This is a genomic window from Devosia polycyclovorans (assembly GCF_042181575.1).
GTDB classification, from domain to species: domain Bacteria; phylum Pseudomonadota; class Alphaproteobacteria; order Rhizobiales; family Devosiaceae; genus Devosia; species Devosia polycyclovorans.
Genome location: NZ_CP170082.1, coordinates 2960293 through 2984383 on the forward strand (window position 1 = coordinate 2960293; position 24091 = coordinate 2984383).

Annotated in this window: 21 protein-coding genes; 18 read left to right on the forward strand and 3 right to left on the reverse strand. The window is 60.5% G+C overall.

Features of this window, described 5'->3' with window-relative positions; genetic code table 11:
- The first annotated feature begins 113 nt into the window (after positions 1-113).
- The 7 genes from ACE4RL_RS14865 (at position 114) to ACE4RL_RS14895 (ending at position 8772) form a co-directional block, all read left to right on the forward strand.
- Entirely contained in the window at positions 114-1625 is a 1512-nt protein-coding gene (locus ACE4RL_RS14865; protein WP_375597884.1) for an alpha-N-arabinofuranosidase, read from the forward strand.
- A gap of 225 nt (positions 1626-1850) precedes the next feature.
- Positions 1851-3782, forward strand: a complete 1932-nt coding sequence (locus tag ACE4RL_RS14870; protein WP_375597885.1) for an ABC transporter substrate-binding protein — start codon at positions 1851-1853, stop codon at positions 3780-3782.
- 232 nt (positions 3783-4014) lie between these two features.
- Entirely contained in the window at positions 4015-5019 is a 1005-nt protein-coding gene (locus ACE4RL_RS14875) for an ABC transporter permease (RefSeq protein ID WP_375597886.1), read from the forward strand.
- 5 nt (positions 5020-5024) lie between these two features.
- Complete coding sequence (locus tag ACE4RL_RS14880) at positions 5025-5882, forward strand: ABC transporter permease (RefSeq protein ID WP_375597887.1); 858 nt, start codon at positions 5025-5027, stop codon at positions 5880-5882.
- A gap of 3 nt (positions 5883-5885) precedes the next feature.
- A complete protein-coding gene (locus tag ACE4RL_RS14885; protein ID WP_375597888.1) occupies positions 5886-6923 on the forward strand; it encodes an ABC transporter ATP-binding protein in 1038 nt (345 codons plus the stop codon).
- On the forward strand, positions 6920-7834 hold the full coding sequence (locus ACE4RL_RS14890; RefSeq protein ID WP_375597889.1) for an ABC transporter ATP-binding protein: 915 nt from the start codon (positions 6920-6922) through the stop codon (positions 7832-7834). Before ACE4RL_RS14885 ends, ACE4RL_RS14890 begins: the two co-directional genes overlap by 4 nt.
- Positions 7831-8772 (forward strand): family 43 glycosylhydrolase, encoded by a 942-nt coding sequence (locus ACE4RL_RS14895; RefSeq protein WP_375597890.1) that lies wholly within the window; start codon positions 7831-7833, stop codon positions 8770-8772. Before ACE4RL_RS14890 ends, ACE4RL_RS14895 begins: the two co-directional genes overlap by 4 nt.
- Here ACE4RL_RS14895 and ACE4RL_RS14900 read toward each other — a convergent pair.
- The 3 genes from ACE4RL_RS14900 to ACE4RL_RS14910 form a co-directional block, all read right to left on the reverse strand.
- Positions 8769-8975 (reverse strand): hypothetical protein, encoded by a 207-nt coding sequence (locus ACE4RL_RS14900; protein ID WP_375597891.1) that lies wholly within the window; start codon positions 8973-8975, stop codon positions 8769-8771. The two genes, ACE4RL_RS14895 and ACE4RL_RS14900, sit on opposite strands and share 4 nt — an antisense overlap.
- A 78-nt stretch (positions 8976-9053) precedes the next feature.
- On the reverse strand, positions 9054-9545 hold the full coding sequence (locus ACE4RL_RS14905; protein ID WP_375597892.1) for a group III truncated hemoglobin: 492 nt from the start codon (positions 9543-9545) through the stop codon (positions 9054-9056).
- A complete protein-coding gene (locus tag ACE4RL_RS14910) occupies positions 9532-10143 on the reverse strand; it encodes a helix-turn-helix transcriptional regulator (RefSeq protein ID WP_375597893.1) in 612 nt (203 codons plus the stop codon). The genes ACE4RL_RS14905 and ACE4RL_RS14910 overlap by 14 nt, the downstream gene beginning before the upstream one ends.
- 150 nt (positions 10144-10293) lie before the next feature.
- Here ACE4RL_RS14910 and ACE4RL_RS14915 point away from each other — a divergent pair, with 150 nt between their 5' ends.
- The 11 genes from ACE4RL_RS14915 (at position 10294) to ACE4RL_RS14965 (ending at position 24089) form a co-directional block, all read left to right on the forward strand.
- Positions 10294-10896 (forward strand): superoxide dismutase, encoded by a 603-nt coding sequence (locus tag ACE4RL_RS14915; RefSeq protein WP_375597894.1) that lies wholly within the window; start codon positions 10294-10296, stop codon positions 10894-10896.
- 137 nt (positions 10897-11033) lie between these two features.
- Positions 11034-11576, forward strand: a complete 543-nt coding sequence (locus tag ACE4RL_RS14920) for a flavin reductase family protein (protein ID WP_375597895.1) — start codon at positions 11034-11036, stop codon at positions 11574-11576.
- A gap of 89 nt (positions 11577-11665) precedes the next feature.
- The gene (locus ACE4RL_RS14925) at positions 11666-11944 is read left to right on the forward strand and encodes a DUF6894 family protein (RefSeq protein WP_375597896.1); all 279 of its coding nucleotides are present in this window, start codon (positions 11666-11668) and stop codon (positions 11942-11944) included.
- Between the two features lie 400 nt (positions 11945-12344).
- Entirely contained in the window at positions 12345-17018 is a 4674-nt protein-coding gene (locus tag ACE4RL_RS14930; RefSeq protein ID WP_375597897.1) for an NAD-glutamate dehydrogenase, read from the forward strand.
- A gap of 86 nt (positions 17019-17104) precedes the next feature.
- Positions 17105-18052 carry a class 1 fructose-bisphosphatase gene (locus tag ACE4RL_RS14935; RefSeq protein ID WP_375597898.1) on the forward strand — a complete coding sequence of 316 codons (948 nt, stop codon included), beginning with the start codon at positions 17105-17107 and terminating at the stop codon, positions 18050-18052.
- A 180-nt stretch (positions 18053-18232) separates the two neighbouring features.
- Positions 18233-19420 (forward strand): AGE family epimerase/isomerase, encoded by a 1188-nt coding sequence (locus tag ACE4RL_RS14940; protein ID WP_375600293.1) that lies wholly within the window; start codon positions 18233-18235, stop codon positions 19418-19420.
- A 74-nt stretch (positions 19421-19494) separates the two neighbouring features.
- The gene (locus tag ACE4RL_RS14945) at positions 19495-20280 is read left to right on the forward strand and encodes an SDR family oxidoreductase (RefSeq protein ID WP_375597899.1); all 786 of its coding nucleotides are present in this window, start codon (positions 19495-19497) and stop codon (positions 20278-20280) included.
- Positions 20281-20375: 95 nt separating this feature from the next.
- Positions 20376-21251: a carboxylating nicotinate-nucleotide diphosphorylase gene (gene nadC, locus ACE4RL_RS14950; protein ID WP_375597900.1), complete on the forward strand. Its 876-nt coding sequence runs from the start codon at positions 20376-20378 to the stop codon at positions 21249-21251.
- Complete coding sequence (gene cysQ / locus ACE4RL_RS14955; protein WP_375597901.1) at positions 21248-22069, forward strand: 3'(2'),5'-bisphosphate nucleotidase CysQ; 822 nt, start codon at positions 21248-21250, stop codon at positions 22067-22069. The genes nadC and cysQ overlap by 4 nt, the downstream gene beginning before the upstream one ends.
- 188 nt (positions 22070-22257) lie before the next feature.
- Complete coding sequence (locus tag ACE4RL_RS14960; RefSeq protein WP_375597902.1) at positions 22258-22806, forward strand: PadR family transcriptional regulator; 549 nt, start codon at positions 22258-22260, stop codon at positions 22804-22806.
- 17 nt (positions 22807-22823) lie between these two features.
- Positions 22824-24089: an efflux RND transporter periplasmic adaptor subunit gene (locus tag ACE4RL_RS14965; protein WP_375597903.1), complete on the forward strand. Its 1266-nt coding sequence runs from the start codon at positions 22824-22826 to the stop codon at positions 24087-24089.
- The last annotated feature ends 2 nt before the right edge of the window (positions 24090-24091 follow it).

A 24091-nucleotide genomic window follows, 5' to 3' on the forward strand; every position in this document is an offset into this window, starting at 1 on the left:
CGCAATCGCGCTCGGCCAAAAATCATATTTTTGTTCTTGCGCAGGCAAGGCGCCATCGCTTAAAACGTCTTTACTGATACAAATCAGAAAAACGGAATTAGTGGGAGGGGCCGGTGAAGGCGTCCGTCATTGCCAACAAGGATTACACGATCTCTAAAATCGACGATCGTGTCTATGGGGCTTTTCTCGAGCATTTGGGCCGGGCAGTTTATGAAGGCATCTATGAGCCAGATCATCCGACTGCCGACAAGGACGGCATGCGCGGCGATGTGATCGATCTGGTCAAGAAGCTCAACGTTCCGGTGGTGCGCTATCCGGGCGGCAACTTCGTTTCTGCCTATAACTGGGAAGATGGCATCGGCCCGCGCGAAGAGCGTCCTGTTCGGCTCGATCTGGCCTGGCACACCTCGGAAAGCAACGCCGTGGGCGTTCACGAATTCGCCGACTGGTGCGCCACCGTGGGCACCGAGATGATGCTGGCGGTCAATCTGGGTTCGCGCGGCGTCGATGACGCCCGCAACTTCCTGGAATATGTCAATCATCCTGGCGGTTCCTATTGGTCCGACCTGCGCATCAAGAACGGCCGCAAGGAACCATGGAACGTCAAGATGTGGTGCCTGGGCAACGAGATGGACGGCCCCTGGCAGGTCGGCCACAAGGATGCCGACGAGTATGGCAAGCTGGCTGCCAACACGGCTCGCGCCATGCGCATGTTCGACAAGTCGCTCGAACTGATCGTCTGCGGCTCGTCCAACTCGGACATGCCCAGCTATCCCGATTGGGAACGCATCGTGCTCGAGCACACCTATGATCATGTCGATCATATCTCGCTGCACATGTATTTCGCCAATCGCGATGACAACACACCCAATTACCTTGGGTTGGCCGAGAAGCTCGATACCTATATCGAGACCGTCGCCGCGACCATCAAGCAGGTGAAGGCCAAGAAGAAGTCGAAGAAGGACGTTTATATCTCCTTTGACGAATGGAACGTCTGGTACCATTCGAACAAGAAGGATCGCGAGATCCTGGAGGGCAATAACGGCTGGCCGCATGCGCCGGGCCTGCTTGAGGACATCTATAATTTCGAAGATGTGCTGATGGTGGGGCTGATCCTTAATACCTTCATCCGCCGCTCCGATGTGGTGAAGATTGCCTGTATTGCCCAGCTCGTGAACGTGATCGCGCCGATCATGACCGAAAAGGGCGGCCCGGCATGGGCGCAGACCATCTACTACCCCTACTACTTTGCTTCGGTCTACGGCCGCGGCACGGCGCTGCAACTGGTCACCAACTCGCCCGGCTACGAAACAACACACGACAAGAACACCGCGTTTGTTGATGTTTCCGGCGTTCACAACGAGGAAGATGGCACGCTGAGTTTCTTCCTCGTCAATCGCCACACGAGCGAAAGCATCGAGACCGAAGTGAGCCTGCAGGGCTTCGCCAATGCCACGATCATCGACCATCAGGTGATGACCCATCCTGATCTCAAGGCCGTAAACACGGCCAAGAACCAGGAAGAGGTTGCACCGAAGAAAGGCAGCGGTGCAAAGGTCGATGGAGACACGCTGTCCGTCGTTCTGCCGCCCTATTCCTACCAGATGGTGCGGGTCAAAATCTGAACGCTCGACACACTCCTGGACCGTCAGATGAGCGGTCATCGACAGGCATATTCATGAGGCCCGCCCCCCGAAAGGCGGGCCTCACCGCATTTTGTATCATGGTATTGGATTTACATCACAAAACACATTGACAGCCTACCGCCCCTAGTTAAGTATGACTTATCGCGAGGCTGAGGATCCTCGCGAAGGAGGTGCAAATCGGCGCCTCGCAACGGGAGGAAATCAATGGATAGACGCAGTTTTTTGATTGGCACGACGGCCGTCGGTGCGCTGATGGTAGCGGGCAAGGGTCTTGCAGTTGCGCAGGAAGCAGAAGGTTCCGTGCCTGACCTGGCCCAGTTCCCGCGCAGCGAGACGGTCATCGTTCACAACCCCGAAGGCATCATCCGCAATCCAGGCTGGTTCAATCTTTGGGCCGTCGGCGCCGGCAACGGCACCAGTAACGGCCTGCACAATCTGACGACCGACACGCTCTGGTTCATTGACCCCGATGCCGGCATCGAAGGGGCCAGCGAAAACGCCGTTTATAACTCGCTGGCAGCCGATACCTGGCAGTACAACGAAGACTTCACTGAAATGACGGTGCCGCTCAAGCAGGGCATCTATTGGAGCGACGGCGTCGAGTTCACCGCAGACGACGTGGTGTTCACCGTCCAGAAGCAGGCCTCTACGCCTGGCACACCTTATAATGGCGCCTTCTCGGTGCAGGTTGCCGAAGTTACCGCGCCGGACAAGTACACGGTACATTTCAAGCTCAACAAGCCCAATTCCCGTTTCCACACCCTGTTCTCGGTGCGCTGGACAGCCGCCTGGATCATGCCCAAGCATATCTACGAGAATGTCGAAGACATCCTCAGCTATGAGGCAAACCCGCCGGTCTCACTGGGCCCCTACACGCTGCACTCGTTCGATCCGAACGGCACCTGGTATATCTGGGAAAAGCGCGAGGACTGGGAACGCACGGCGATGGGCATGATTGCCGAGCCCAAGCCGCGCTACATCATCTATCGCAACAACATTTCCACCGACAATCGCCTGATCGAGATCCGCAACGGCAATCTCGACATGGTCCACGACCTGACGCCGGAAGGCACGTTCTCGGTTGTGCAGCAGGACGACCAGATCCAGGGCTGGTTCCCGGGCTTCCCCTATGCCCACCCCGATCCTACGCTGGTGATGGCGATCTTCAATCACCAGGATCCCAAGTTCCAGGACAAGCGCGTACGCTGGGCCCTGGCGCTCATGCTCGACGCGCGCGCCATGTCGATGGCGTCCTATCGCGGTGCGGCCACGCTCTCGGCGATCTCGGTCCCGCCGACCGGCACGCATCCGCGCGACTATCATGCGCCTCTGCAGGACTTCCTGATCGATTACGAGATCGACACCGGCACCTCCAAGGTCAAGCCGTATGATCCCGATATCGGCCTGCAGATTGCTGACATGGTGCGCCCGCAATTCGGTGACGCTGTGCCGAGTGACGAGCAAGCTGTTCGCAATGCCTTTGGCTATGGCTGGTGGAAGCAGAACATTCCGGCTGCCGAAGAACTGCTGACGGCGGCCGGCTTCACCAAGAACGGCAACCAGTGGATGATGCCGGACGGCCAGCCGTTCGAATTCTCGGTCATGGTGCCGCAGGAAGGCGTGGTCAACCGTCTCGGTGTTATCATCGCCCAGACCTGGGCCCAGAACGGGGTTGGCGCCACCGCAGAAGTGGATGCCGATACCTGGGGCCGTCAGCGCGTTGGCAATTACGAGGTCAACATTGCCTGGGCCGTGGAAACCTGGGGCGGTCACCCTGACCTCAGCTTCTTCATGGACAGCTACCACTCGGCCTATGTTGCCGAGCCAGGTGAATCGCAGCCGGATCGCAACTGGATGCGCTGGAAAGATCCGCGTCTCGACGAAATCATCGAGAAGATCCGAGGCATCGACTTCAACGATCCCAAGGGCATCGAATACGGCCACGACTTCGTGAAACTGCACCTCGAAGAAATGCCGAACATTCCGATCATGGCGTACAACGTGTTCTCCATCCAGTCGAACCGGTTCTGGACCGGCTGGCCCGACGCGAACAACAACTACGCCAACCCTGTGACCAACTGGTCCAACGGCCGCTATATCTTCACCCAGATCTCCCCGGTCGAAGGGGCGAGCTAGCAGCCTCCCGGCGGCCCGATGCATATCGGGTCGCACGCAGGGGCGCGCCCACCGGTGCGCCCCTTTTCTCATATCGGTCGTGATGGCCGGTCTGAGAAGCGGTGAGCCGCATCGGGGTGACTGTCTTCGTTTTATGGCCACCCTTTTTCTCCCCGTGCGGGGAGAAGTGTTCGCTCTCGTTGCCCCCATCGAGACACGTTGGCAGCTGAAATTGAAGGACGATTGGCCCCGAATGCATTCATATCTCTGGTTTGCGGGAAAGAGACTACTGCAATTGATTGCAGTGATTTTCTTCGGCGTTTCCGCGATGTTCTTCGTGACCTATCTATCACCCATCGATCCTGTCGAGCAGGTTCTGGGGCGTCTGGCATCACGTTCCAATCTCTCTCCGGACGCCATTGCCTCGACGCGCGAGGCGCTTACCGCCATGTTCGGCACCGACCAGCCGATGATGACTCAATACTTCAATTTCTGGACGCGGGTGCTGCGCGGGGATCTTGGCGCCTCGCTGATGGCCTTTCCCACCCCGGCAATGGAACTGGTTATGCGCAGCATGCCATGGACCCTTGGCCTGCTGCTGACCTCGACCTTCATTACCTTCGTCATCGGCAATGTGATGGGCGGCCTGGCGGGCTATTTCCAGAACAACAGGTTCTTCAAGGCGTTTGGCATCCTGGCCATGGGCCTGCAGCCGATCCCCTACTATATCGTGGCCTTTATCATCCTGATCATTTTCGGATTTCTCTGGCCGGTTCTACCCATCTCGGGCGGGTTTGCCATGGATGTCCGCCCCAGCTGGACCCTGCCCTTCATTCTTTCGGTCCTGCAGCATTCACTGCTGCCGGCCTTCTCGCTGGTCCTGGTTGGACTTGGCGGGTGGTTCATCGGCATGCGCGCGCTGGTCAGTAACATCGTCACGGAAGACTATGTCACCTATGCCGAGCTGGCTGGCGTAAAGCGCAATACCGTTGTCGCTAGCTATGTGATGCGCAACGCGCTGGTGCCGCAGATCACGGCGCTGGCCATGGTCATTGGCGGCGTGTTTTCAGGCACGATCATTACCGAGCAGGTCTTCAACTACCCAGGCATGGGGTCGCTGTTGGTCGATGCCGTGAATGCCGGTGACTATTCAACCGTCCTGGCCGTTTGCACGGTTTCAATCACCGCCGTCGCCACCGCCATCTTCATTGTGGACATGCTGCATCCGCTGCTCGATCCACGCGTTCGGGCGGAGTAGTCGCCATGTTTTCCGTATTTCGCGACCTCGTCCGCTACAACATCGAATTCACCATTGGCCTGATCCTGGTCGGCATCATGGTGGTCTTTGCCGGGCTGTCCTTCTTCGCCCCGATGGACCCGTCCCTCATCTATATGGCGCCCCCCGATCAGCCGCCGTCTACACAGTACTGGTTCGGCACCAATTCGCGCGGACAGGAACTGTTCTGGCAGCTCTCGGCGGCGTTCAAGAACAGCCTGCAATTCGGCATTACCGTTGCCATTCTAAGCCGCATCATCTCGATCACGGTCGGGCTGGCTGCGGGGTACATCGGTGGCTGGGTCGACCGGGTGCTGATGTTCGTCAACGACATCTTCGTGGCCGTACCGATCTTCCCGATCCTGGTGCTGTTCTATTTTGTGCTGCGCAACAACATGGACAGCTTCACCATGGCGCTGATCCTGGCCTGTTTCGGCTGGCCCTTCGATGCTCGATTGATCCGCTCGGTTGCGCTGGGGCTCAAGCACCGCGAATTCACCCGCCACGCGGTCTTTGCGGGCATGAGTACGCGCAAGGTGCTGGTCGAAGAGCACCTGCCCTATGTGATGCCAATCGTGTTCGCCACCTTCATGAACAACATGCTGTGGTCCATCGGCATGGAAGTGACGCTGGCCGTGTTGGGTTTCACCAATATCAACAATCCAACGATCGGTACCGTTCTGTACTGGGCCAATAGCCACTCCGCCATGGTGGTGGGTGTCTGGTGGTGGCTCGTGATCCCGGTCATCCTGATCGTCATGACCTTCCTGGGCCTGTTCCTGCTGGCAATGAGCATGAACGAATATATCGACCCGCGCAGCCGACTGCGCCGCATGGGAGCCTGAGCCATGACCCAGGAAAAGACTGAAATTCTCAAGGTCGAAGGCCTCAAGGCCTACTACCAGATGAACTATTTCGGCGTGAGACGCGAAGTGCGCGCCGTCGACGACATCACCGTGACCATGCGGCGCAACGAGGTCTACGGCATTGCCGGCGAAAGCTCCTCGGGCAAGACCAGCTTCATCAAGGTGTTGGCTGCCGCGATCCGGCCGCCGCTCCGAGTGATCGAGGGCACGGTAAAATATGAGTTCAAGAACGGGCCGATAGACGTCGCGCATGCCTCTCCTGCCCAGATCGAGGCGGTGCGCTGGAAGCATCTGAGCTACATCATGCAAGGCTCGATGAGCGTGCTCAATCCGGTGCGGCGCATCGGCAAGACCTTCCAGGACTTTGCGCAACGCCCATTGGGCCTCAAGGGCGAAGCGTTCGAGGAACGGGTGATCAATCATCTGGCGCGGCTGAAACTGCCGCCCGATGTGCTCAAGGCTTACCCGCATGAACTTTCCGGCGGCATGCGTCAGCGCGTGACCATCGGTCTGGCCACCGTATGCCACCCCGAGTTCATCATTGCCGACGAGCCAACCACGGCGCTCGACGTGGTGGTGCAGAAGGAAGTGCTGAGCCTGATCCGCGACATCCAGAAGGAAATGGGCGCCTCTGTGGTGTTCGTGACCCATGACATGAGCGTGCATGCCAATGTGGCCGACCGGGTGGGCATCATCTATGCTGGCCGGCTGGTCGAGGAAGGACCGACGCGCGACATGTTCTTCGCGCCCAAGCATCCCTATACCGCCCATCTGGTGGCCAGCCTGCCGCGCATCGGGGACACCCAGCAGCGCCCTGCCCTTGACGGGCGCCCGCCGAACCTGGCCGATCCTCCGCAGGGGTGCCGGTTCCATCCGCGCTGTCCGCTTGCCGTGGACAAATGCCGCAAAGAGGTGCCGCCCATGCAAGTGGTCGGCCCCGACCATCGGACCGCCTGCTGGCGCTGGAAAGATGTCGAGCCTCTGGTCAATGTATCGGCACCTGCAGGAGTAATGGCATGACCACTCTGCTCGATGTTCGCAACGTCTCGAAGCGTTTCACCATGGGCGGTATTTTTGGCCGCAAGACCGTTGATGCTGTGATGGACGCCAGCTTCTCGCTCAGTGCCGAAAACCCGGAAATCTTCACCATTATCGGGGAGAGCGGTTCAGGCAAGACCACACTCGCCCGCATGATCCTGGGGCTGGAAGATCCCAGCAGCGGGGACATCCTGTTTCGCGGTGAAAAGGTGGATCGGCACGCGGGACGCGCCGAGCGCCTGAAATTCATGAGCCATGTGCAGCCGGTCTTTCAGAACCCGTTCGAAGCGTTCAACCCGCTCAAGCAGATCGAACGATATCTCGAAAGCACGGCGCGACGGTTCCTGGACACGAGTGACAAGTCTGTCATCGACAAGGCGATGGACGACGCGCTGCACAAGGTGGGCCTGAGCCTCAAGGAGGTACGCGGTCGGTTCCCCCATGAGATGAGCGGGGGACAGTTGCAGCGCTGTGCCATCGCCCGGGCGCTGATCCCCAACCCGCCGCTACTGATCGCTGACGAGCCGGTGTCGATGGTGGATGCGTCGCTGCGCATGAGCATCGTCAACCTGCTCAAGAGCCTGCGGGACGATCTCAAGGTATCGGTTATCTACATCACGCACGATCTGGCGACGGCCTACTACATCTCGAACCGCATCATCATCATGCAACGGGGCCGGATCGTCGAAATGGGCGATGCGCGCACGGTTCTGGAGAACCCCGAACACCCCTATTCAAGGTTGCTCAAGGCGTCGGTGCTCTCCACCGACGATGCCGGCGCCGGCAAGCTCGGCACCGATCCGACCATGCTGGATCAAGCCAATAACAGCGTTGGACAATCCGGTCAGCTGATCCAGCGCCCAGACGGACGGCACGTGCGGGTGTACGCATGAGCGCACCGATCTTTCGTGATCCGATCGAGGATGGCGCGGCCGATCCCGTGGTCGTCAGGCGCGAGGGCACCGATGAATGGTGGATGTTTTACACCAATCGTCGGGCCAGCGTCGATGAACCCGGCTTTGGCTGGATTCATGGTTCCCCCATCGGGGTTGCCGTGTCACAGGATGGGGGCGCGAGCTGGGCTTATCGGGGTACCGTCAAAGGCCTGGATGCCCCGGGTGATGACGGTCTCAACACGCATTGGGCGCCAGAAGTGGTGTTCGCCGAGGGGCAGTATCACATGTTCCTCAGCTACATCACCGGCACGCCGACGCATTGGAAGGTGCCGCGCACCATTGTCCATTTCACCAGCCCCGACCTGGAGACATGGACACGAGTGGGGCCGCTCAAACTTTCCAGCAGCAATTGCATCGACGCCTGCGTCTTCCCCAGTCCCGATGGTCAGTGGCGCATGTGGTACAAGGACGAAGCTCAGGGGTCGAGCACCTGGAGCGCGACCAGCCCCGACATGATGAACTGGACGCTGGAGGGTCTGGTGCTGCCCGGTTCGCCCGATGCGCCGCCCCATGAGGGCCCCAATGTCTTTGACATCGGCGGCCACTACTGGCTGATCGTCGATGAATGGCGCGGACAGGCCGTCTACCGGTCAGACGATACGCTGCACTGGACGCGGCAAGGGCTCATCGCGGATGACCCGGGGACGAATCCGATGGATCAGCGCTATGCCCGTCACGCAGACGTGGTGGTCAATGGCGACCATGCAGCGATGTACTATTTCACCCATCCTGAGTGGGACGAGCGTGTCCAGACAGAGGGCCCACCTGATGTCGCAGCTCGGCGCACGGCCATCCACCAGGCCCGGTTGACCGTGGTCAACGGGGTGCTGACCTGCGAGAGAAACGTCGCGGCCGGAGCCGCCTTGCTTGTCTAGGCGCCCAGTTCGCGCTGACGGCGCAGAAACGTCACGATAGACGTAAAGCGATCATGGACGCGGGAAAAACGGGAGATCGTGTCCCTGGGGGTTCCCACCTCTACCAGTTCCTCATGCAGGTTCTTGAGCGCTTTTTCCATGTTATCGGCTTCGTCGAGAAGCTGGTCGATCTGTTCTTGCGACAAACGCACCACAGTTGCCATGGCCAATCTCCTTCCCTCTCAGCCAAGGCAGCAGAGAGGCAGAAGGTTCCAAGGCATCGGTATGGGCGTTGCAGATTGTCAGTCTCCGGGCTTCCAAACCGGGGCGGCCTCGCGCCGGAGTGGCCCCATGGTGGTGATGTCATCGCCCCGGCGCATGGAAATGTTCATTCGGAACGAATTGCCGATCCGCTCGGAGCGCTCGATGAAGAGGGCCGCGATTGCGGGCGGACATATTTGCTCGACGGTCTCGCGAAACAGCCGCAGCCAGCGCATGAAATGGATGTCTGAGAGTTCAGAAATAGCCAAGTGCTTGGGCATGGGGCGACCGGTGTAACGGCCTGATCCGAGCAGCATGGAACTCCAGAAATCCGCAATCTTGTCGAGATGGCCGGGCCACTCAGGTTCAGAAATGACGCGATTGAAGATCGGGCCGATAACATCGTCGCGGCGCGCACGAGCGTAGAACTCCTCGACCACGCTGCGGATCATCACCTCGTTCAGGCCGTCGGGAGTGTCCCAGCCGATGCGGTGCAATTGCGTGCCCAATGGAGGCCGGTCATCGGGCGGCATCGTCGATGCTCCTGATCGCGTAGGTGCAGCGGCGCCCGCCGGATACGATATGCTCCTGTCGTTCAACCGTAACCTCGGGGCCGAGCACAGAGCGGAACACCTCCAGTTCAGCGCGGCAGAAACCCTGACAGGCCGTTGCGGCCGCACAGATCGGGCAGTGGTTCTCGACCAGCATAAGCGAGCCGTCGGGCTCTTCGGACCAGGCTGCCATATAGCCTTCCTGGCTGCGCAGATGGGCCAGCGCGGCGACCCTGGACTTGAGGTCAGCCGCCGACCCGACTGCCACTTCGTAGGCGCTCCGTGTGTCAGTTTCGCGAGCGGTGATGATGGTGTTGAGCACCTCCTCGCCCAGATGATCACGCACAATGTCGAGCAATTGCACCGTGAGGGCAGCGTGCGTGTCAGGGAAGCGGGCCTGGGCCGCGGGCGCCAGACTCCACAGTTGGGTGGGACGGCCGACTCCACCAGCCGCGCTATGCGCTTCCACCAGGCCTTCGTCAGCCAGGCGCAACAATTGCTGGCGAGCTGCTTCGCTGGTGGTGCCGAGTTGCTTTCCCAAACTCGCTGCCGACAAAGTGCCGTGCATCTTGAGGGCCATCAGAATGCGCTCGCCCGGGCTGCGCGGCGACCACGCAGTATTTTCCAAGGCCAAACTTGACATATCGTTCGGAAGGGTTTTCAAAGCCATTGCTTGGAAATTATTCCAGCTTGCCTCAACTTGCAAGCCGAATGCGAAAGGACCCGCTTGATGACCTTCACGCTGCCCACCCTGCCCTATTCTGCCAGCGCACTGGCTGCCAACGGCATGAGCCAGGAAACGCTGGAACTGCACCATGGCAAGCACCACCAAGCCTATGTGACGGCGCTCAATGGCTTCGTGGAAAAAATGCCCGAGCTGGCCGGCAAGTCGCTGGAAAACATCGTGGCCTTCGCCAAGGACAAGGCCGATCTTGCCCCGGTGTTCAACAATGCCGGACAACACTGGAACCATATCCATTTCTGGCAGGCCCTTAGCCCCGCGGGTGGCCAGTTGCCGAGTAGGCTGGAAGCCAAGATTGTAGAAGATTTCGGTTCCGTTGACGCCTTCAAGGACAGCTTCAAGTCCGCAGCGACCACCCAGTTTGGATCGGGCTGGGCCTGGCTTGTCCTCGGCATGGACGGCAAGCTCAAGACGACCAAGACTCCCAATGGTTCCAACCCCCTGGCCACTGGCGAGGGCAAGGTGCTGCTGGGCCTAGACGTCTGGGAGCACTCATATTATGTCGACTTCCGCAATCGTCGACCCGACTATGTCAGCAATTTCCTCGACAAGCTCGCCAACTACGAATTCGCCGAAGCCAATCTGGGGTGACCCGGTTTGAGATGCTGCAGAGGTTCAGGCGCTGGCAAGAACCTCTGCAACCAAGCCGGGTGAAACGTCGTATCCCTCAACAGGCAACGCCCTCTCCGGACTGCCCGACCGCATTGCACTAATGGCGACTTTCCACCATGACTATCCCTATGCCCGAGTTCGAACTGCCCGATACGATGGCCCTGCGCCGACCCGCCATCAGTGATTCAGAGTTCCGATCGGCCATGTCGGGCCTCGCGTCCAGCGTTCACGTGGTGACCGCGCGGCGTGGCGACGAGCGCATAGGGCGGACGGTGACCTCGGTGATGTCGCTCTCGGCGCAACCGCCGGCCATCCTGGTTTCCATTGATATCGTCAGTCGCCTCGCCGACATTGTTGCCAAGACCGGCAGCTTTTCCCTGGCCATGCTTGGCTCCGGACAAGAAGCCGTTGCCGACGCCTTTGCCGGTCGAGTGAAACCGCCGGAACGGTTCAATGTCGGCCAATGGGGTACGTGGCCCTCCGGCCAGCCGATGCTGCATGGCGCGGTGACCGCGCTGGATTGCGAAGTCATTGGCGCGATGGAGACAGGCACGCATGTGCTGTTCGCCGGCGCGATCATCGAAGCGGAAACGAACACCGGAACCGCCCCCCTGCTTTGGCATCGGCACGGATACCGTTACCTGCGCGGGGTCGACTGACTCGACCATCGGTGGCACTTTCATGCAGATCGAACTGTGGCAACTTCTGCCGGCCTAACGACGTTTCCCCTCCGAGTACGGAGATAATTGTGCCGCGATATTTTTTTCACTACCGCACCGAAGAGAAGCTGATCCGCGACGAAGCGGGGAGCGATCATGCCGATCTTGATGCCGCCGAACAGACCGCTGCGGAAATGGGTCGTGCCATTATTGAGAAGGTCGCAGGCGAAGGCGGGGAAATGGACGCCCCCCGTTCCATAGAAATCACGGACGCTGCCGGCCACGACCTACTTTATGTGGTGTTCTGGGCAGGACCAAAGGTCGGAGACGGCCCGGCCACGCCCATCGAACCGGCGACAGTGCACTAGACATTCCACCATACCACCTAAAAACGAACATGGCGGCCAACTGGCCGCCATTTGTATTTGGATCATGGTGCCGGGGTGCGCCTACCAGACCATCGCTCCGGCGTGAACGGTCACCAGAAAGCCGAACAACAATGCGGCGACCAGTCCGGCATACGATACGTAGTGAGACAGTTTGGGCATGTGAGGACCTGCTTTCGAAACTGTCTAAAGTCTATCATTTAAGTAGGGTTTAACAAGAGGTAAATACCTTCCCGGATGGGCTGGCGTGAAATGGTTTGCCCAGTTGTGACGTTTTCATGAAAAGGGTTGCTTCGGGGAATCTGGCGGTGCCGACTAAGGCAGTGCAGACAGTGTCATCTGAGGTGCATAAGGTAGCACTGCGAGTCACGGGGAGCAGGGCATGACCAACATAGTCAAGGCGCGTTTGCTGGATCTGGCAAAGGCGGCTTCCGGGAGCAATGACAGTTTGCAGAGGCTGCTGGCGGCTGCAATTTTGGCCTCAGACGCCGACGATCTGGAACAGCTCGAGTCTGACAGGCTGATCAACGCCCTGACGACCAGCCACGAACGGCTCACAACCACGCCCCGCGGTGCAACCCGGATAGAAGCGACACGCCCGAACACGCCAGGTGAGCCGCTTCTCATCGATATCATCTGCCCAGACATGCCGTTTATAGTGGACAGCACGTTGGCCGCGCTCCGGGCCATGGGCGGGACGATCCGCATGTTCGCACACCCGGTGCTGCATGTGGCAAGTGGCGCTGTGGTGCCGCAGGGGGGTGACAGCGTCAGCATGCTGCACATCCAGAGCGATCCGGTCGCCGATATAGATGCGTTGGTTGAAGAGCTGCAGACTACCCTTGTTGAGGTGGCCCGCGCGGTGTCCGACTGGCAGGCCATGCTGGACCGGGTGCGCCGAGCTTCCAACGGACTCGACCACCTCCGCGCAGGGCAGCGCGACGAGTCAGAACGATTTATTGAATGGCTGACCGAACACAACTTCACTTTTCTGGGCGTGCGCGAGTATCAGCTTGAGGGCGATGCATTGCAGCCCGTGTCTGGAACCGGCCTTGGCATTCTGCGCGACGAAAACCTCAAGGTGCTGCGCAGCGGCCCGCATTATGTGGAAAGCACGGCGCAACTGGTGGATTTTGTCGAGGGACCAGAGCCCCTGCTGATCACCAAGGCCAATATCCGCGCTCGCGTCCATCGACGGACGCATCTCGACTATGTCGGCATCAAGCTGTTCGATGCTTCAGGCAAGGCGAGTGGCGAGTTGCGGGTGGTGGGACACTATACGGCGCAGGCACTCGCGACACCGCACACCGAGGTGCCAATCATCCGGCGCAAGATCGCAGATGTGATGCGCCAGTCCGGGGTCGACCCACTGGGGCATGCCGGCCGCACCTTGCTTGGAGCGTTGGACAGCTATCCGCGAGATGAACTATTCCAGATCGACACCGCGCAGCTGTCCGAGTTTGCCGCCGCCATTGCCGGGCTTTATGACCGGCCCCGCGTGCGGGTGTTGCCGCGCATCGACCGGTTCGACAACTTCGTCTCGATCCTGGTCTATGTGCCGCGAGACCGATATGACGGCACAGTGCGAGCCCGGATCACGCGCTATCTGGCCGATAGCTATGACGGACGTGTCTCGGCCTATTACCCGCATTTCCCCGAGGGAGAGCTGGTCCGCCTGCATGTTATCATCGGGCGCAATGGCGGCGCGACACCACAGCCTGAACGGCGGGCTCTGGAAACCGGCGTTGAGGCACTGACGCATGACTTTTCCGATATGCTGATGGCGGCAGCAACGGAGCAGTCCGCCGTCAGCGACTGGAAGCAGGCCTTTTCCGGCGCCTATCAAAGCCGCAATGACGCCCATGATGCATTGCGCGACATCAAGGTGTTCAAAGGCCTGGGCGACGATGGCATTGCCATACGCCTTGTCAGCCGGACGGGCGCTGACGGCACGCTTGGGCTGAAATTCTACCATGAAGGCACTGCCATTCCGCTTTCGGATCGTGTGCCGATGATCGAGCATTTCGGCTTTCGGGTGATCGACGAGCGTACCTATACAATAGTGCCGCGGGACGGGGTCGAGCGCTATCTGCACGATATGGTCGTTGAGCTGGCCGACGCAACGGAAACTGACGTTCTGGCGCGCGCACAGGCCGTGGAGGCAGGCTTACTGGCCGTCTGGATGGGCCAGGCGGAGAGTGACCAACTCAATGCGCTGGTAACGCTGACGGACCTGGAGTGGACCGAGGCATCCCTGCTGCGGGCCCTGTCGCGCTATTTGCGACAGGTCGGAACCACGCATTCTCAACGCTATATTGCGCAGACGCTAGTGACACAGAAAGCAGCCGCCCGCGCGCTGGTGGCCCTATTTGCGGCGCTGCATGGCCCGGAGATCGCAGATCGCGACAGTGCCGCGGAATTGGCGCGGGGGGCGATCGCCGCGGCGCTCGACCAAATCACCTCGCTGGATGAAGACACGATTGTCAGGCGGTTCTGGAACCTGATCGAAGCGTCCTTGCGCACCAATGCCTGGCAGCGCGACGAACAGGGCCGGCGCCGCCCCGCGCTGGCGATCAAGTTCGACAGCAACCGAATAGAGGGCATGGTCGCGCCACGGCCCTATCGCGAAATCTCGGTCTATTCGCCACGGGTGGAAGGCGTGCATTTGCGCTTTGGCGCGATCGCGCGCGGCGGTCTGCGCTGGTCGGACCGCCCGGAAGACTTCCGCACCGAGGTGCTCGGGCTGGTCAAGGCCCAGCAGGTCAAGAACGCGGTCATCGTACCGGTGGGCGCCAAGGGCGGCTTCGTGCCCAAACGCCTCACTGCCGGCATGGCGCGCGAGGCCTGGCTCGAGGAAGGCCGGGAGAGCTACAAGGTCTTCATTGGGGCCCTTCTGGACGTGACCGACAATCTGGTCGATGGGATCGTGGTGCCACCTGACGACGTGGTGCGCCGCGATGGCGACGACCCCTATCTGGTCGTGGCCGCCGACAAGGGCACGGCGAGCTTTTCCGACATTGCCAATGGCATTGCCACGGCGCGCGGCTTCTGGCTGGGCGATGCCTTCGCCTCCGGCGGCTCGGCGGGTTATGACCACAAGAAGATGGGCATTACCGCGCGCGGCGGCTGGGAAGCGGTCAAGCGGCACTTCCGCGAAATGGATCGGGACATCCAGAAAGAACCGTTCACTGTCGCCGGTGTGGGCGACATGAGCGGGGACGTGTTCGGCAATGGGATGCTGCTGTCGCGGGAGATCCGGCTGGTGGCAGCCTTCGATCACCGCGATATCTTCATCGATCCGAACCCGGACGCTGCGGTCGGGTACGCGGAGCGGGAGCGGCTGTTCAATCTGCCGCGCTCCAGTTGGCAGGACTATGACAAGAGCCTGATCTCCCAGGGCGGTGGAGTGTTTTCCAGATCGCTCAAATCCATTCCGCTCAGCCCGCAAATGCAGGATATGCTTGGGTTGGAGGCCGATGCCGCGACGCCCAATGAGGTGATGCGCGCCATCCTGGTCGCGCAGGTGGACCTGCTATGGTTTGGCGGCATCGGCACGTATATCAAGGCTGCCGAGGAAGATGACGCCCAGGTGGGCGATCGCGCCAATGATGCAATTCGCGTGACGGCCAATCAGATACGCGCCAAGGTTGTTGGCGAAGGCGCCAATCTGGGGGCAACGCAGCGTGGACGTATTGCCTATGCGCTCAATGGCGGGCGGATCAATACGGACGCGATCGACAACTCGGCCGGCGTGAATTCCTCTGACCTTGAGGTCAATATCAAGATCGCGCTGTCTTCGGTGGTTGCGTCGGGGCAGTTGCCCATGGACAGGCGGAATGCCTTCCTCGCCTCGATGACCGAGGAAGTGGCAGCGCTTTGCCTGCGCAACAACTATCTGCAGACCCTGGCGATCTCTCTGGCCGAGCGGGCAGGCCTGGCCGAATTGCCCGATCACCGCGTTCTCATAGAGGGACTGGAAGAGCGTGGTTTGCTTAGCCGGGCGGTCGAGTTCCTGCCGAGCGACGCAACACTCGATAGCCGGGCCGCCGGTGGCAAGGGACTGGTGCGGCCGGAACTCGCGGTGATCCTCGCATACGCCAAGCTCACTCTATTCGACGATCTGTTGGCAGGCACAGCCATCGATGACCCTTATCTGGCCGGTGAACTGTTCCGCTACTTCCCGCAGACGCTTCATGAAGGCTATCCCGAGCAGATCGAGACCCACCGGCTCAAGCGGGAGGTTATCGCCACGGTTTTGGCCAATGCCATGATCAACCGCGGCGGGCCGGCCTTTGTCTCTGAACTGACGGCAGCGACCAGCGCCAGCGCAGGCGAGGTCGCACTGGCTTATGCCGCCGTACGAGATGCGTATGGCCTGACGAGCCTCAATGCCCAGATTGACGCGCTGGACGGCGAGTTGCCCGGTTCGGTGCAACTGGAGCTCTACGCACAGGTGGAGGCCCTGTTGCGCCAGGAGGCGCTGTGGTTCCTGCGCAATGCCTCGGTCACGGCGGGGCTGGGCGAGTTGGTGGCCCGGCATCAGGCTGGTGTGATGCAATTGAACGAAGCCAAGGGCCTTTTGCCTGCCGACCAACAATCGGCCCTCGATGTGCGGGTCAGCGGGCTGATGAACCATGGGGTGCCCGAGGCGTTGGCGCGGCGCATTGGCGCCCTGCCCTTCCTTGGTCATGCCAGCGATATCGTTTTGGTGGCCGAACGCGGCAATGTCGACGTTTTGTCAGCGGCCAAAGCCTATTTCGGGGTCGCCGGCCTGTTCGATCTCTTCCGCATTATTGAGGATGGCCGGGCCATCGTGCTGGGCGATCGCTTCGACCGCATGGCGCTGGACAGGGCGCTGGCCAATCTGATGCGGGCACTGCGTGATCTGGCAGCGGATGTGCTGCAGGCGGGGAGCGTTGACGACTTCGTGGCACAACGCTCCGTGGGGCTGGCGCGGTCGGTTGCGGCGGTCAAGGAGATGACCGAGGGCGGTATAACTGTCTCACGTCTGAGCGTCGCAGCCGGTTTGCTCACTGACCTGGCTCGGGAGAGCTAGCCCCCGAAGCAATGACATCCCCCTAAAGTCGCCCTTGCCTGGTTTGAACGGTTGGGGATTGTGGAGCCAGCACTGGAGAGCGCCTGATGACCGATCTTGCCCAATGGCTGAACAGACAGACCAATGATGCCGACCTTGCCCAGACCATCATGTCGATGGCGGCCGCAGGCGCCGAACTGGCCGCAGTGTTGCGGCAGGCACCCATCGCTGGACAGACCGGCCTCGCCGGATCAGAAAATGTGCAGGGAGAGGCGCAAAAAGCTCTTGATGTGATCTCAAACGACATTGTTTTGAACCACTTAAAGGCAAATTCGGCCGTATCGATTCTGATATCGGAAGAACTGGATGAGGCTGTTGACCTATCGAGTCAGGGTCGGTTCATCGTCGCGACGGATCCGCTGGATGGCTCTTCAAACCTCGACGTAAATGTCACTGTGGGCACGATCTTTTCGATTCTGCCAAGGGCTGGCGGGCTGCTTCAAAAAGGCTCGGCGCAACTTGCTGCAGGCTACATTGCCTATGGACCGGCAGCGAGCTTGGTGGTGCGTATCACCGGCACAACCAGCGTCTTCACCCTGGATGCAAATGGCGTTTGGCTGCTGACCCTTGCCGCGGCTCAGGTGCCGGCGACCTCGGGCGAATTTGCCATCAACACTGCGCGCGAACGCTTCTGGGATGCGGCAACGACAAGCTATGTTCGCGAGAATGTCGCGGGTGAGACTGGTGCTGCCGGCAAGCGGTACAATATGCGCTGGGTCGGGTCGATGGTGGCCGATATCCACCGCATCCTGATGCGCGGAGGGATATTCCTCTATCCTCTCGACAGCGAAACCGTGAGCAAAGGCGGGCGCCTTCGTTTGCTGTACGAGGCAAATCCCATGTCCTGGCTGGTCGAAGGCGCCGGGGGACGTTCGACCACGGGCCGGCAGAACATCCTGGATGTGGAGCCCACGGATATTCACCAGCGCGCGCCGGTCATTCTGGGCTCATCCGAGGAGGTGAAGCGGGTGGAAGACTGGTATCGGCGTGCGTGATCCGGCCAAGGCACCCAAGCAGGATTTGCAACGTTCTCATAGATTGGCTAGAACCCGGACCAACTAGACCGGTCGACCGAAACTGCCGGTAGGGAGAACACCTTGGACACCAACGTCAAAACACTGCCCGAAACCAATTGGGGCGCATGGCAGCGCCGGCCGTTTCACCGGCAATATCTGATGACGCAGGCGAGCCGGCTGTTCGACTTTTTCGAGGCCTCTTCGCTCAATCCCAAGGGCGGTTTCTTCGAGCTGTCAGATGACGGGCATCCGCTGTCACCCGAGAACGCGGTCCGCCAAGTGCACGTCACGACGCGCATGGTCCACTGCGCCGCCATCGGCAGCCTGATCGGGCGGCCTGGTTCGGACGAAATCGTCGATCACGGCATGCGCTATCTGTGGGAGAAGCATCGCGACCAACGGCACGGCGGCTATGTCTGGTCGCTGGATGACGATGGCTATGTGGATGACAGCAAGCAGGCCTATGGCCATGCTTTCGTTTTGCTCGCAGGGGCCAGCGCCAAGCTGGTCGGTCATCCTCTGGCCGACAAGGTGATTGCTGACGTAACTGAGGTGATCGAGCAACGCTTCTGGGACAAGAAGATCGGCGCGGTCCGGGAAGAGTTCGGCAATGATTGGCGCCAGATTAGCACCTATCGCGGCCAGAACTCGAACATGCATCTGACCGAAGCTCTGATGGCAGCCTATGAGGCCACGGGTGAGCGCGAATATCTCAACAAGGCGACCAGAATTGCCGATTTGATCATCCACAAAAACGCGGCGACGCTCGACTATCGCGTGGCCGAGCATTTCCATGAAGACTGGACGCTCGACAAGGACTATCTGGGCTCGGAAATGTTCCGTCCGTCCGGCACGACGCCGGGCCACGCCTTGGAGTGGTCACGCCTGCTTTTCCAGCTTTTTGTGCTGAGCCGCAAAGAGCACAGCTGGATGACTGAAAGCGCACGCAGCCTATTCCGCCAGGCCATCGATCTGGGGTGGGATAAGGTCCATGGGGGCTTCTTCTATACGCTGGACTGGGACAACCAGCCGATCATGCGCGAGAAACTCTGGTGGCCGGTAGCCGAAGCCATTGGTGCAGCAGCCTATATCGGCGGGCATGATCGTGATGACTACTACCAGCTTTGGTATCGCAAGCTGTGGGACTTCGCCGAGAACCATGTGATTGATCATGATCGTGGTGGCTGGCATAGCGAACTCACCGAACAATTGGTGCCGACATCGCGCTTGTTCGTGGGCAAGCCGGACCTCTATCACGCGCTGCAGGCCTGTCTGATCCCGCTCTATCCGGTGACCGGCAGCCTTACGCATGGCATCATCGAGGCCGATCACCCCAAGCGCCTCTAATCCTTTTCTCCTCCCGGGCACAACCATCTCCCGCCTGCCGCGTTGCCCGTTCTGGACAACAAGGAGCGCGAGCGATGGCAATTCTGGAAGGCAAGGTGGCTCTGGTGACCGGTGCCGGTTCAGGTATCGGCAAGGCCACAGCCTTGAAACTGGGCCGCGAAGGCGCGGCAGTGATCGCTGTCAGCCGCACACAGGAAGAAGTCGACGCCACTGCCGCTGAGATCGAGCGCCGTGGGGGCAAGGCCAGGGCGGCGACTTGCGACATCACCGACGACGCCGGCATGAAGCAACTGGTGGCCGAGACGCTGGGGCATTTTGGACGGCTCGACATCGTGGTCGCCAATGCGGGCATCAATGGGGTCTGGGCCCCGATAGACGATCTGGCACCTGAGGAGTGGGACAAGACGATTGCCGTCAATCTGCGCGGGACCTATTTGACCATCCATCACACCGTCCCTGCCCTTGAGACGGCAGGCGGCGGAGCCATCGTGGTCGTATCTTCCATTAACGGCACGCGAACCTTTACCTCGCCGGGAGCGACGGCCTACACCGCCACCAAGGCGGGGCAGTTGGCCATGGTCAAGCAGTTGGCGCTGGAATTGGGGCAGCGAAAGATTCGCATCAATGCGGTTTGCCCCGGGGCTATTGAAAGCGACATTGAAGACAATACCGAGCACCGCGGCAGCGATGAAGCAGGCATTGCCGTGGAGTTTCCCGATGGGGACATCCCCCTAACTGGTGGCGCCAAGGGCAAGGCCGAGGATGTGGCCGATGTCATCGCTTTTCTGGTTTCGGATGCAGCAAGGCATGTCACGGGGAGCCCAGTGTGGATCGATGGGGGGCAGAGTTTGCTGCGATAGGACGCCGCGGCACAAAAGCGTACCCCTCCCCGCGGTTGTCAGTGCCCCATACGCGTCGTAAAGCACGGGCCAGTCCCTTCTCGCGGTGAGCTACCATGACTGCATTGCCTGCCCAATTGTCCCGCCTAGCGGTAGAGCGCGCCGTGGCCGCGGCGCTTGAAGAGGATCTCGGCCTGGCGGGCGATCTGACCAGCCAGGCAACGCTGGGACCAGACGCATGGGCTGCGGCCACGCTTTCGGCGCGCGAGCCTGGTGTAATTGCGGGTATTGAGCTTGCGGCCGCGGCCTTTCGGCTGGTGGGTGAGGGAGTGCGCTTTGACGCCAAGCTCGCCGATGGCGCCCGGGTAAGCGCTGGCGAGGTGGTGGCCGAGATCGCCGGTCCCGCTCGGCTGGTCATGTCGGCCGAGCGCGTCGCGCTGAACTTCCTCAATCATTTGAGCGGCATAGCAACACTGACACGTCGCTATGCCGACGCCATTATCGGCACGAAGGCAAGGATCTGCGACACCCGCAAGACAACGCCGGGCCTGCGCGCCTTCGAGAAATATGCCGTGCGATGCGGCGGTGGCGCCAACCACCGCTTTGCCCTCCACGACGCCATCTTGATCAAGGACAATCACATCGCCGTCGCCGGAGGCGTGACAGCGGCCTACAAGTCCGCGGAGGCGTTTGCCGGGCATCTAGTGGCGATCGAGATCGAAGTGACGACGCTCGCCGAACTGGAAGAGGCGCTCGCGGCCGGAGCGCGCATCGTCATGCTGGATAATATGGACAATGATCTGCTGAGCCAGGCGGTCAAGATGAATGCCGGACGGGCAAAGCTGGAAGCGTCCGGTGGCGTCAAGCTGGACAGAGTTCGCTCGATAGCTGAAACCGGCGTGGACTATATCTCGACCAGCCAGATCACGATGGGCGCAACGCCACTTGACCTCGGGCTCGACGTGACAATCGCAAAGGGGAAGTCGGCATGATGTCCGAGGCCACCGCCCCTTCCCTGACCGACCTTGCCGTCGGCGCCGCCATTGCCGCCGCTGACGTCATCAATGCGGTTTATGATCGGCCCATCCACGTGGTCACCAAGCAAGACGGCTCGCCGGTCACGGAGGCCGACGCCGCGGCGGAAGCGGTGATCATCGAACACCTCAAAGGCACAGGGCTGCCCGTACTGGGTGAAGAGAGCGTGGCGGCCGGGATCATTCCGCAACTGGGCGAGCGCTATTTCGTCGTCGACCCGCTCGACGGCACCAAGGAGTTCATCAAGCGCAACGGCGAATTCACTGTCAATATCGCGCTGGTTGAACACGGCAGGCCGACCATGGGGGTCGTGCTCGCCCCGGCGAGCAGCGAGATCTTCGTGGGTGACGAGAGAGGCGCTTGGGCCGGCAGAATACTGGGTAGCGCTGTCGTTGAGCGACGCGTAATCAAGGTCGGGCTGCAGGCGAAACCACGCATAGTCGCCAGCCGAAGCCATGGCCATGCGGCATTGGAACAACTTTGTCGGACGCTGGACGTGGACAGTGATGTCTCGGTCGGGTCCTCGCTCAAGTTCTGCCTGTTGGCCCGTGGCGACGCACAGCTTTACCCGCGATTTACCCCGACTTGTGAATGGGATACCGCCGCAGGCCAGGCCGTGCTTGAAGCCGCGGGCGGAGCCGTCCTGACGCTCGATGGCGCGCCCATGCGCTATGGCAAGGGGGAACTGAAGTTCCTCAATCCCTACTTCGTGGCCGCAGCGAGCCGCGAACTTGCAGAGGCCGGAGCCAGCGAGATGCGTCGGCTCATCGAATAGTGATGTAGCGATCGGCACGCCGCCGAACTGCGATATACTGGCCGCAGTCGCGCCTTTAGCGCCGCGAAATGCAATCAGTGATTAACTGATCTGCCACGTGATTCCCGCCGTTTAGCTTGCAGCAGGCGGTATCCCCATATATACGCCGAGCATATATCGGACCAGAATATGGTGACGGGGATTTTCTCATGAACGTCAGAACCCTGTGCCTTTCCATCCTCTATGAGGAAGAGGCGAGCGGATACGACATTCGCCGGATGTGCACCGAAGGCAACTTCGCCTATTTCGTCGAAGCCAGTTATGGCTCGATTTATCCGGCACTGGCTCGGCTGGAAGACGAAGGACTGGTGGCCAGTCGCACTGAGCAACAGCCCGGCAAACCCTCGCGTAAGGTCTATTCCATCACTGAGACCGGCAAGGCGGCATTTGCTGCAGAACTCGCCGAGCCTTTGGGCGAGGACATGTTCCGCAGCCCCTTCCTGCTGTTTGCGCGATTTGCCCACATCTTGCCGCGTGAACTGGTCGAGCAGCGCTGCAATGAATTCCTCGAAAGGTCAGTAGAAAGCCGCAAAAAACTGGAGCAGGCACCCAAAGAGCATAGCTGCAATGCAGCAGATATGTGGGTCATCAACTACGGACGTGCAGTATTGGAGGTTGCGGAACAACATTTCCGCACCCATATGCACGAACTGATCACAATGGCGCGAGCCGAGCCTCGAAAAGACGCGGCTGAATAAGGGGCGAGATAATTTTCATGCGTGCACTGTTTTCCTACGGCCTGGCCTTCGCCATTCTCCTTCTCGCTGGCGGCTGGCTCGCTACCGGCACTCTGGTGCAGGGCGGCCAGGGTCCGGGTAATGGCGAGACGCCCATCATTGCAGTCATAGAAGGCGAAGAACACGGCCCCATTGCAGGTGCTCTGGGGGAAGCCGGTCTTCTGGCGGAACACCATAAACCCGAAATCGATCCGGCACTGACCATCGCGCAACGCAATGAGCTCACAACCGGTTCCAGCGCCCCACTGCAAAGCGTGCGAATCCAGCGCTTCACTGCAGCCCCCATGCCCATCGAGGTGCCATTGCGCGGTCGTACACAGGCCAAGGCAACTGTTACCGCTGTGGCAGAAACGACCGGCTCGGTGGATGTGGTGCATGTCACCAAGGGTGAGCGGGTAGAGGTCGGCGATGCACTTTGCACTTTGGACCAAGGTACACGCGCGGCCGCCGTCGCCCAGGCAGAAGCAGGACTTGCCCAGGCAGAGGCCGCCTTGGCACAGGCTCAGCTCAACTATGACACCAATACCGATCTGCGTGACCGCGGCCTAGCGGCTGCCAACACGGCCAATGCGGCAGAAGTCGCACTGGCGCAGGCCAAGGCGGGCGTGAGTCAGGCAAAAGCCGGGCTGGACAATGCCAAGGCCGAGCTCGAGCGCACCGAGATCGTGGCCAGGGTGGCAGGTCTGGTGCAGGACCCGGTGGCCGTGGAAGGCGCGATGCTCAATGCGGGTTCGCCCTGCGCTACTATCGTGCAGCTCAACCCGATCGTCTTTACCAGCATGGTGCCCGAGGCCCATATCGGCCTGGCCAAGACCGGGCTCGACGCGACTATCAAGACTGTCACCGGACAGAATGTATCGGGCAAAGTGACCTATGTTTCGGCCGTTGCCGACAATGCCACTCGCGCCTTCCCGGCCGAGATCGAAATCCCGAATGAGGATTTTGCGATCCGTGACGGTGTTACTGCCGAAGCTGTCGTCAAGCTGGGCACCGCCCCCGGGCACTTGCTGCCGCAATCTGTCTTGACGCTGGATGACGATGGCGTGCTTGGGGTGCGCACCGTTGAAGACGGCGTTGTGGCTTTCTACCCCATCACCATCGTCAGCGACACACGCGAAGGTGTGTGGGTGACTGGACTGCCGGTGATTTCGGACGTGATCATCGTCGGACAGGAGAATGTGAATGCCGGACAGGCGGTGGACGCCAGCCCGGTAGCCGATACGACTGAACCTACCGCTAGCTGAGG

Bases quoted from the DNA above. Each gene is read 5' to 3' on its own strand.
- ACE4RL_RS14870 (WP_375597885.1), top strand. From the start codon at position 1,851: ATGGATAGACGCAGTTTTTTGATTGGCACGACGGCCGTCGGTGCGCTG.
- ACE4RL_RS14875 (WP_375597886.1), top strand. From the start codon at position 4,015: ATGCATTCATATCTCTGGTTTGCGGGAAAGAGACTACTGCAATTGATT.
- ACE4RL_RS14880 (WP_375597887.1), top strand. From the start codon at position 5,025: ATGTTTTCCGTATTTCGCGACCTCGTCCGCTACAACATCGAATTCACC.
- ACE4RL_RS14885 (WP_375597888.1), top strand. From the start codon at position 5,886: ATGACCCAGGAAAAGACTGAAATTCTCAAGGTCGAAGGCCTCAAGGCC.
- ACE4RL_RS14890 (WP_375597889.1), top strand. From the start codon at position 6,920: ATGACCACTCTGCTCGATGTTCGCAACGTCTCGAAGCGTTTCACCATG.
- ACE4RL_RS14895 (WP_375597890.1), top strand. From the start codon at position 7,831: ATGAGCGCACCGATCTTTCGTGATCCGATCGAGGATGGCGCGGCCGAT.
- ACE4RL_RS14900 (WP_375597891.1), bottom strand. From the start codon at position 8,975: ATGGCAACTGTGGTGCGTTTGTCGCAAGAACAGATCGACCAGCTTCTC.
- ACE4RL_RS14905 (WP_375597892.1), bottom strand. From the start codon at position 9,545: ATGCCGCCCGATGACCGGCCTCCATTGGGCACGCAATTGCACCGCATC.
- ACE4RL_RS14910 (WP_375597893.1), bottom strand. From the start codon at position 10,143: ATGGCCCTCAAGATGCACGGCACTTTGTCGGCAGCGAGTTTGGGAAAG.
- ACE4RL_RS14915 (WP_375597894.1), top strand. From the start codon at position 10,294: ATGACCTTCACGCTGCCCACCCTGCCCTATTCTGCCAGCGCACTGGCT.
- ACE4RL_RS14920 (WP_375597895.1), top strand. From the start codon at position 11,034: ATGACTATCCCTATGCCCGAGTTCGAACTGCCCGATACGATGGCCCTG.
- ACE4RL_RS14930 (WP_375597897.1), top strand. From the start codon at position 12,345: ATGACCAACATAGTCAAGGCGCGTTTGCTGGATCTGGCAAAGGCGGCT.
- ACE4RL_RS14935 (WP_375597898.1), top strand. From the start codon at position 17,105: ATGACCGATCTTGCCCAATGGCTGAACAGACAGACCAATGATGCCGAC.
- ACE4RL_RS14940 (WP_375600293.1), top strand. From the start codon at position 18,233: ATGACGCAGGCGAGCCGGCTGTTCGACTTTTTCGAGGCCTCTTCGCTC.
- ACE4RL_RS14945 (WP_375597899.1), top strand. From the start codon at position 19,495: ATGGCAATTCTGGAAGGCAAGGTGGCTCTGGTGACCGGTGCCGGTTCA.
- nadC (WP_375597900.1), top strand. From the start codon at position 20,376: ATGACTGCATTGCCTGCCCAATTGTCCCGCCTAGCGGTAGAGCGCGCC.
- cysQ (WP_375597901.1), top strand. From the start codon at position 21,248: ATGATGTCCGAGGCCACCGCCCCTTCCCTGACCGACCTTGCCGTCGGC.
- ACE4RL_RS14960 (WP_375597902.1), top strand. From the start codon at position 22,258: ATGAACGTCAGAACCCTGTGCCTTTCCATCCTCTATGAGGAAGAGGCG.
- ACE4RL_RS14965 (WP_375597903.1), top strand. From the start codon at position 22,824: ATGCGTGCACTGTTTTCCTACGGCCTGGCCTTCGCCATTCTCCTTCTC.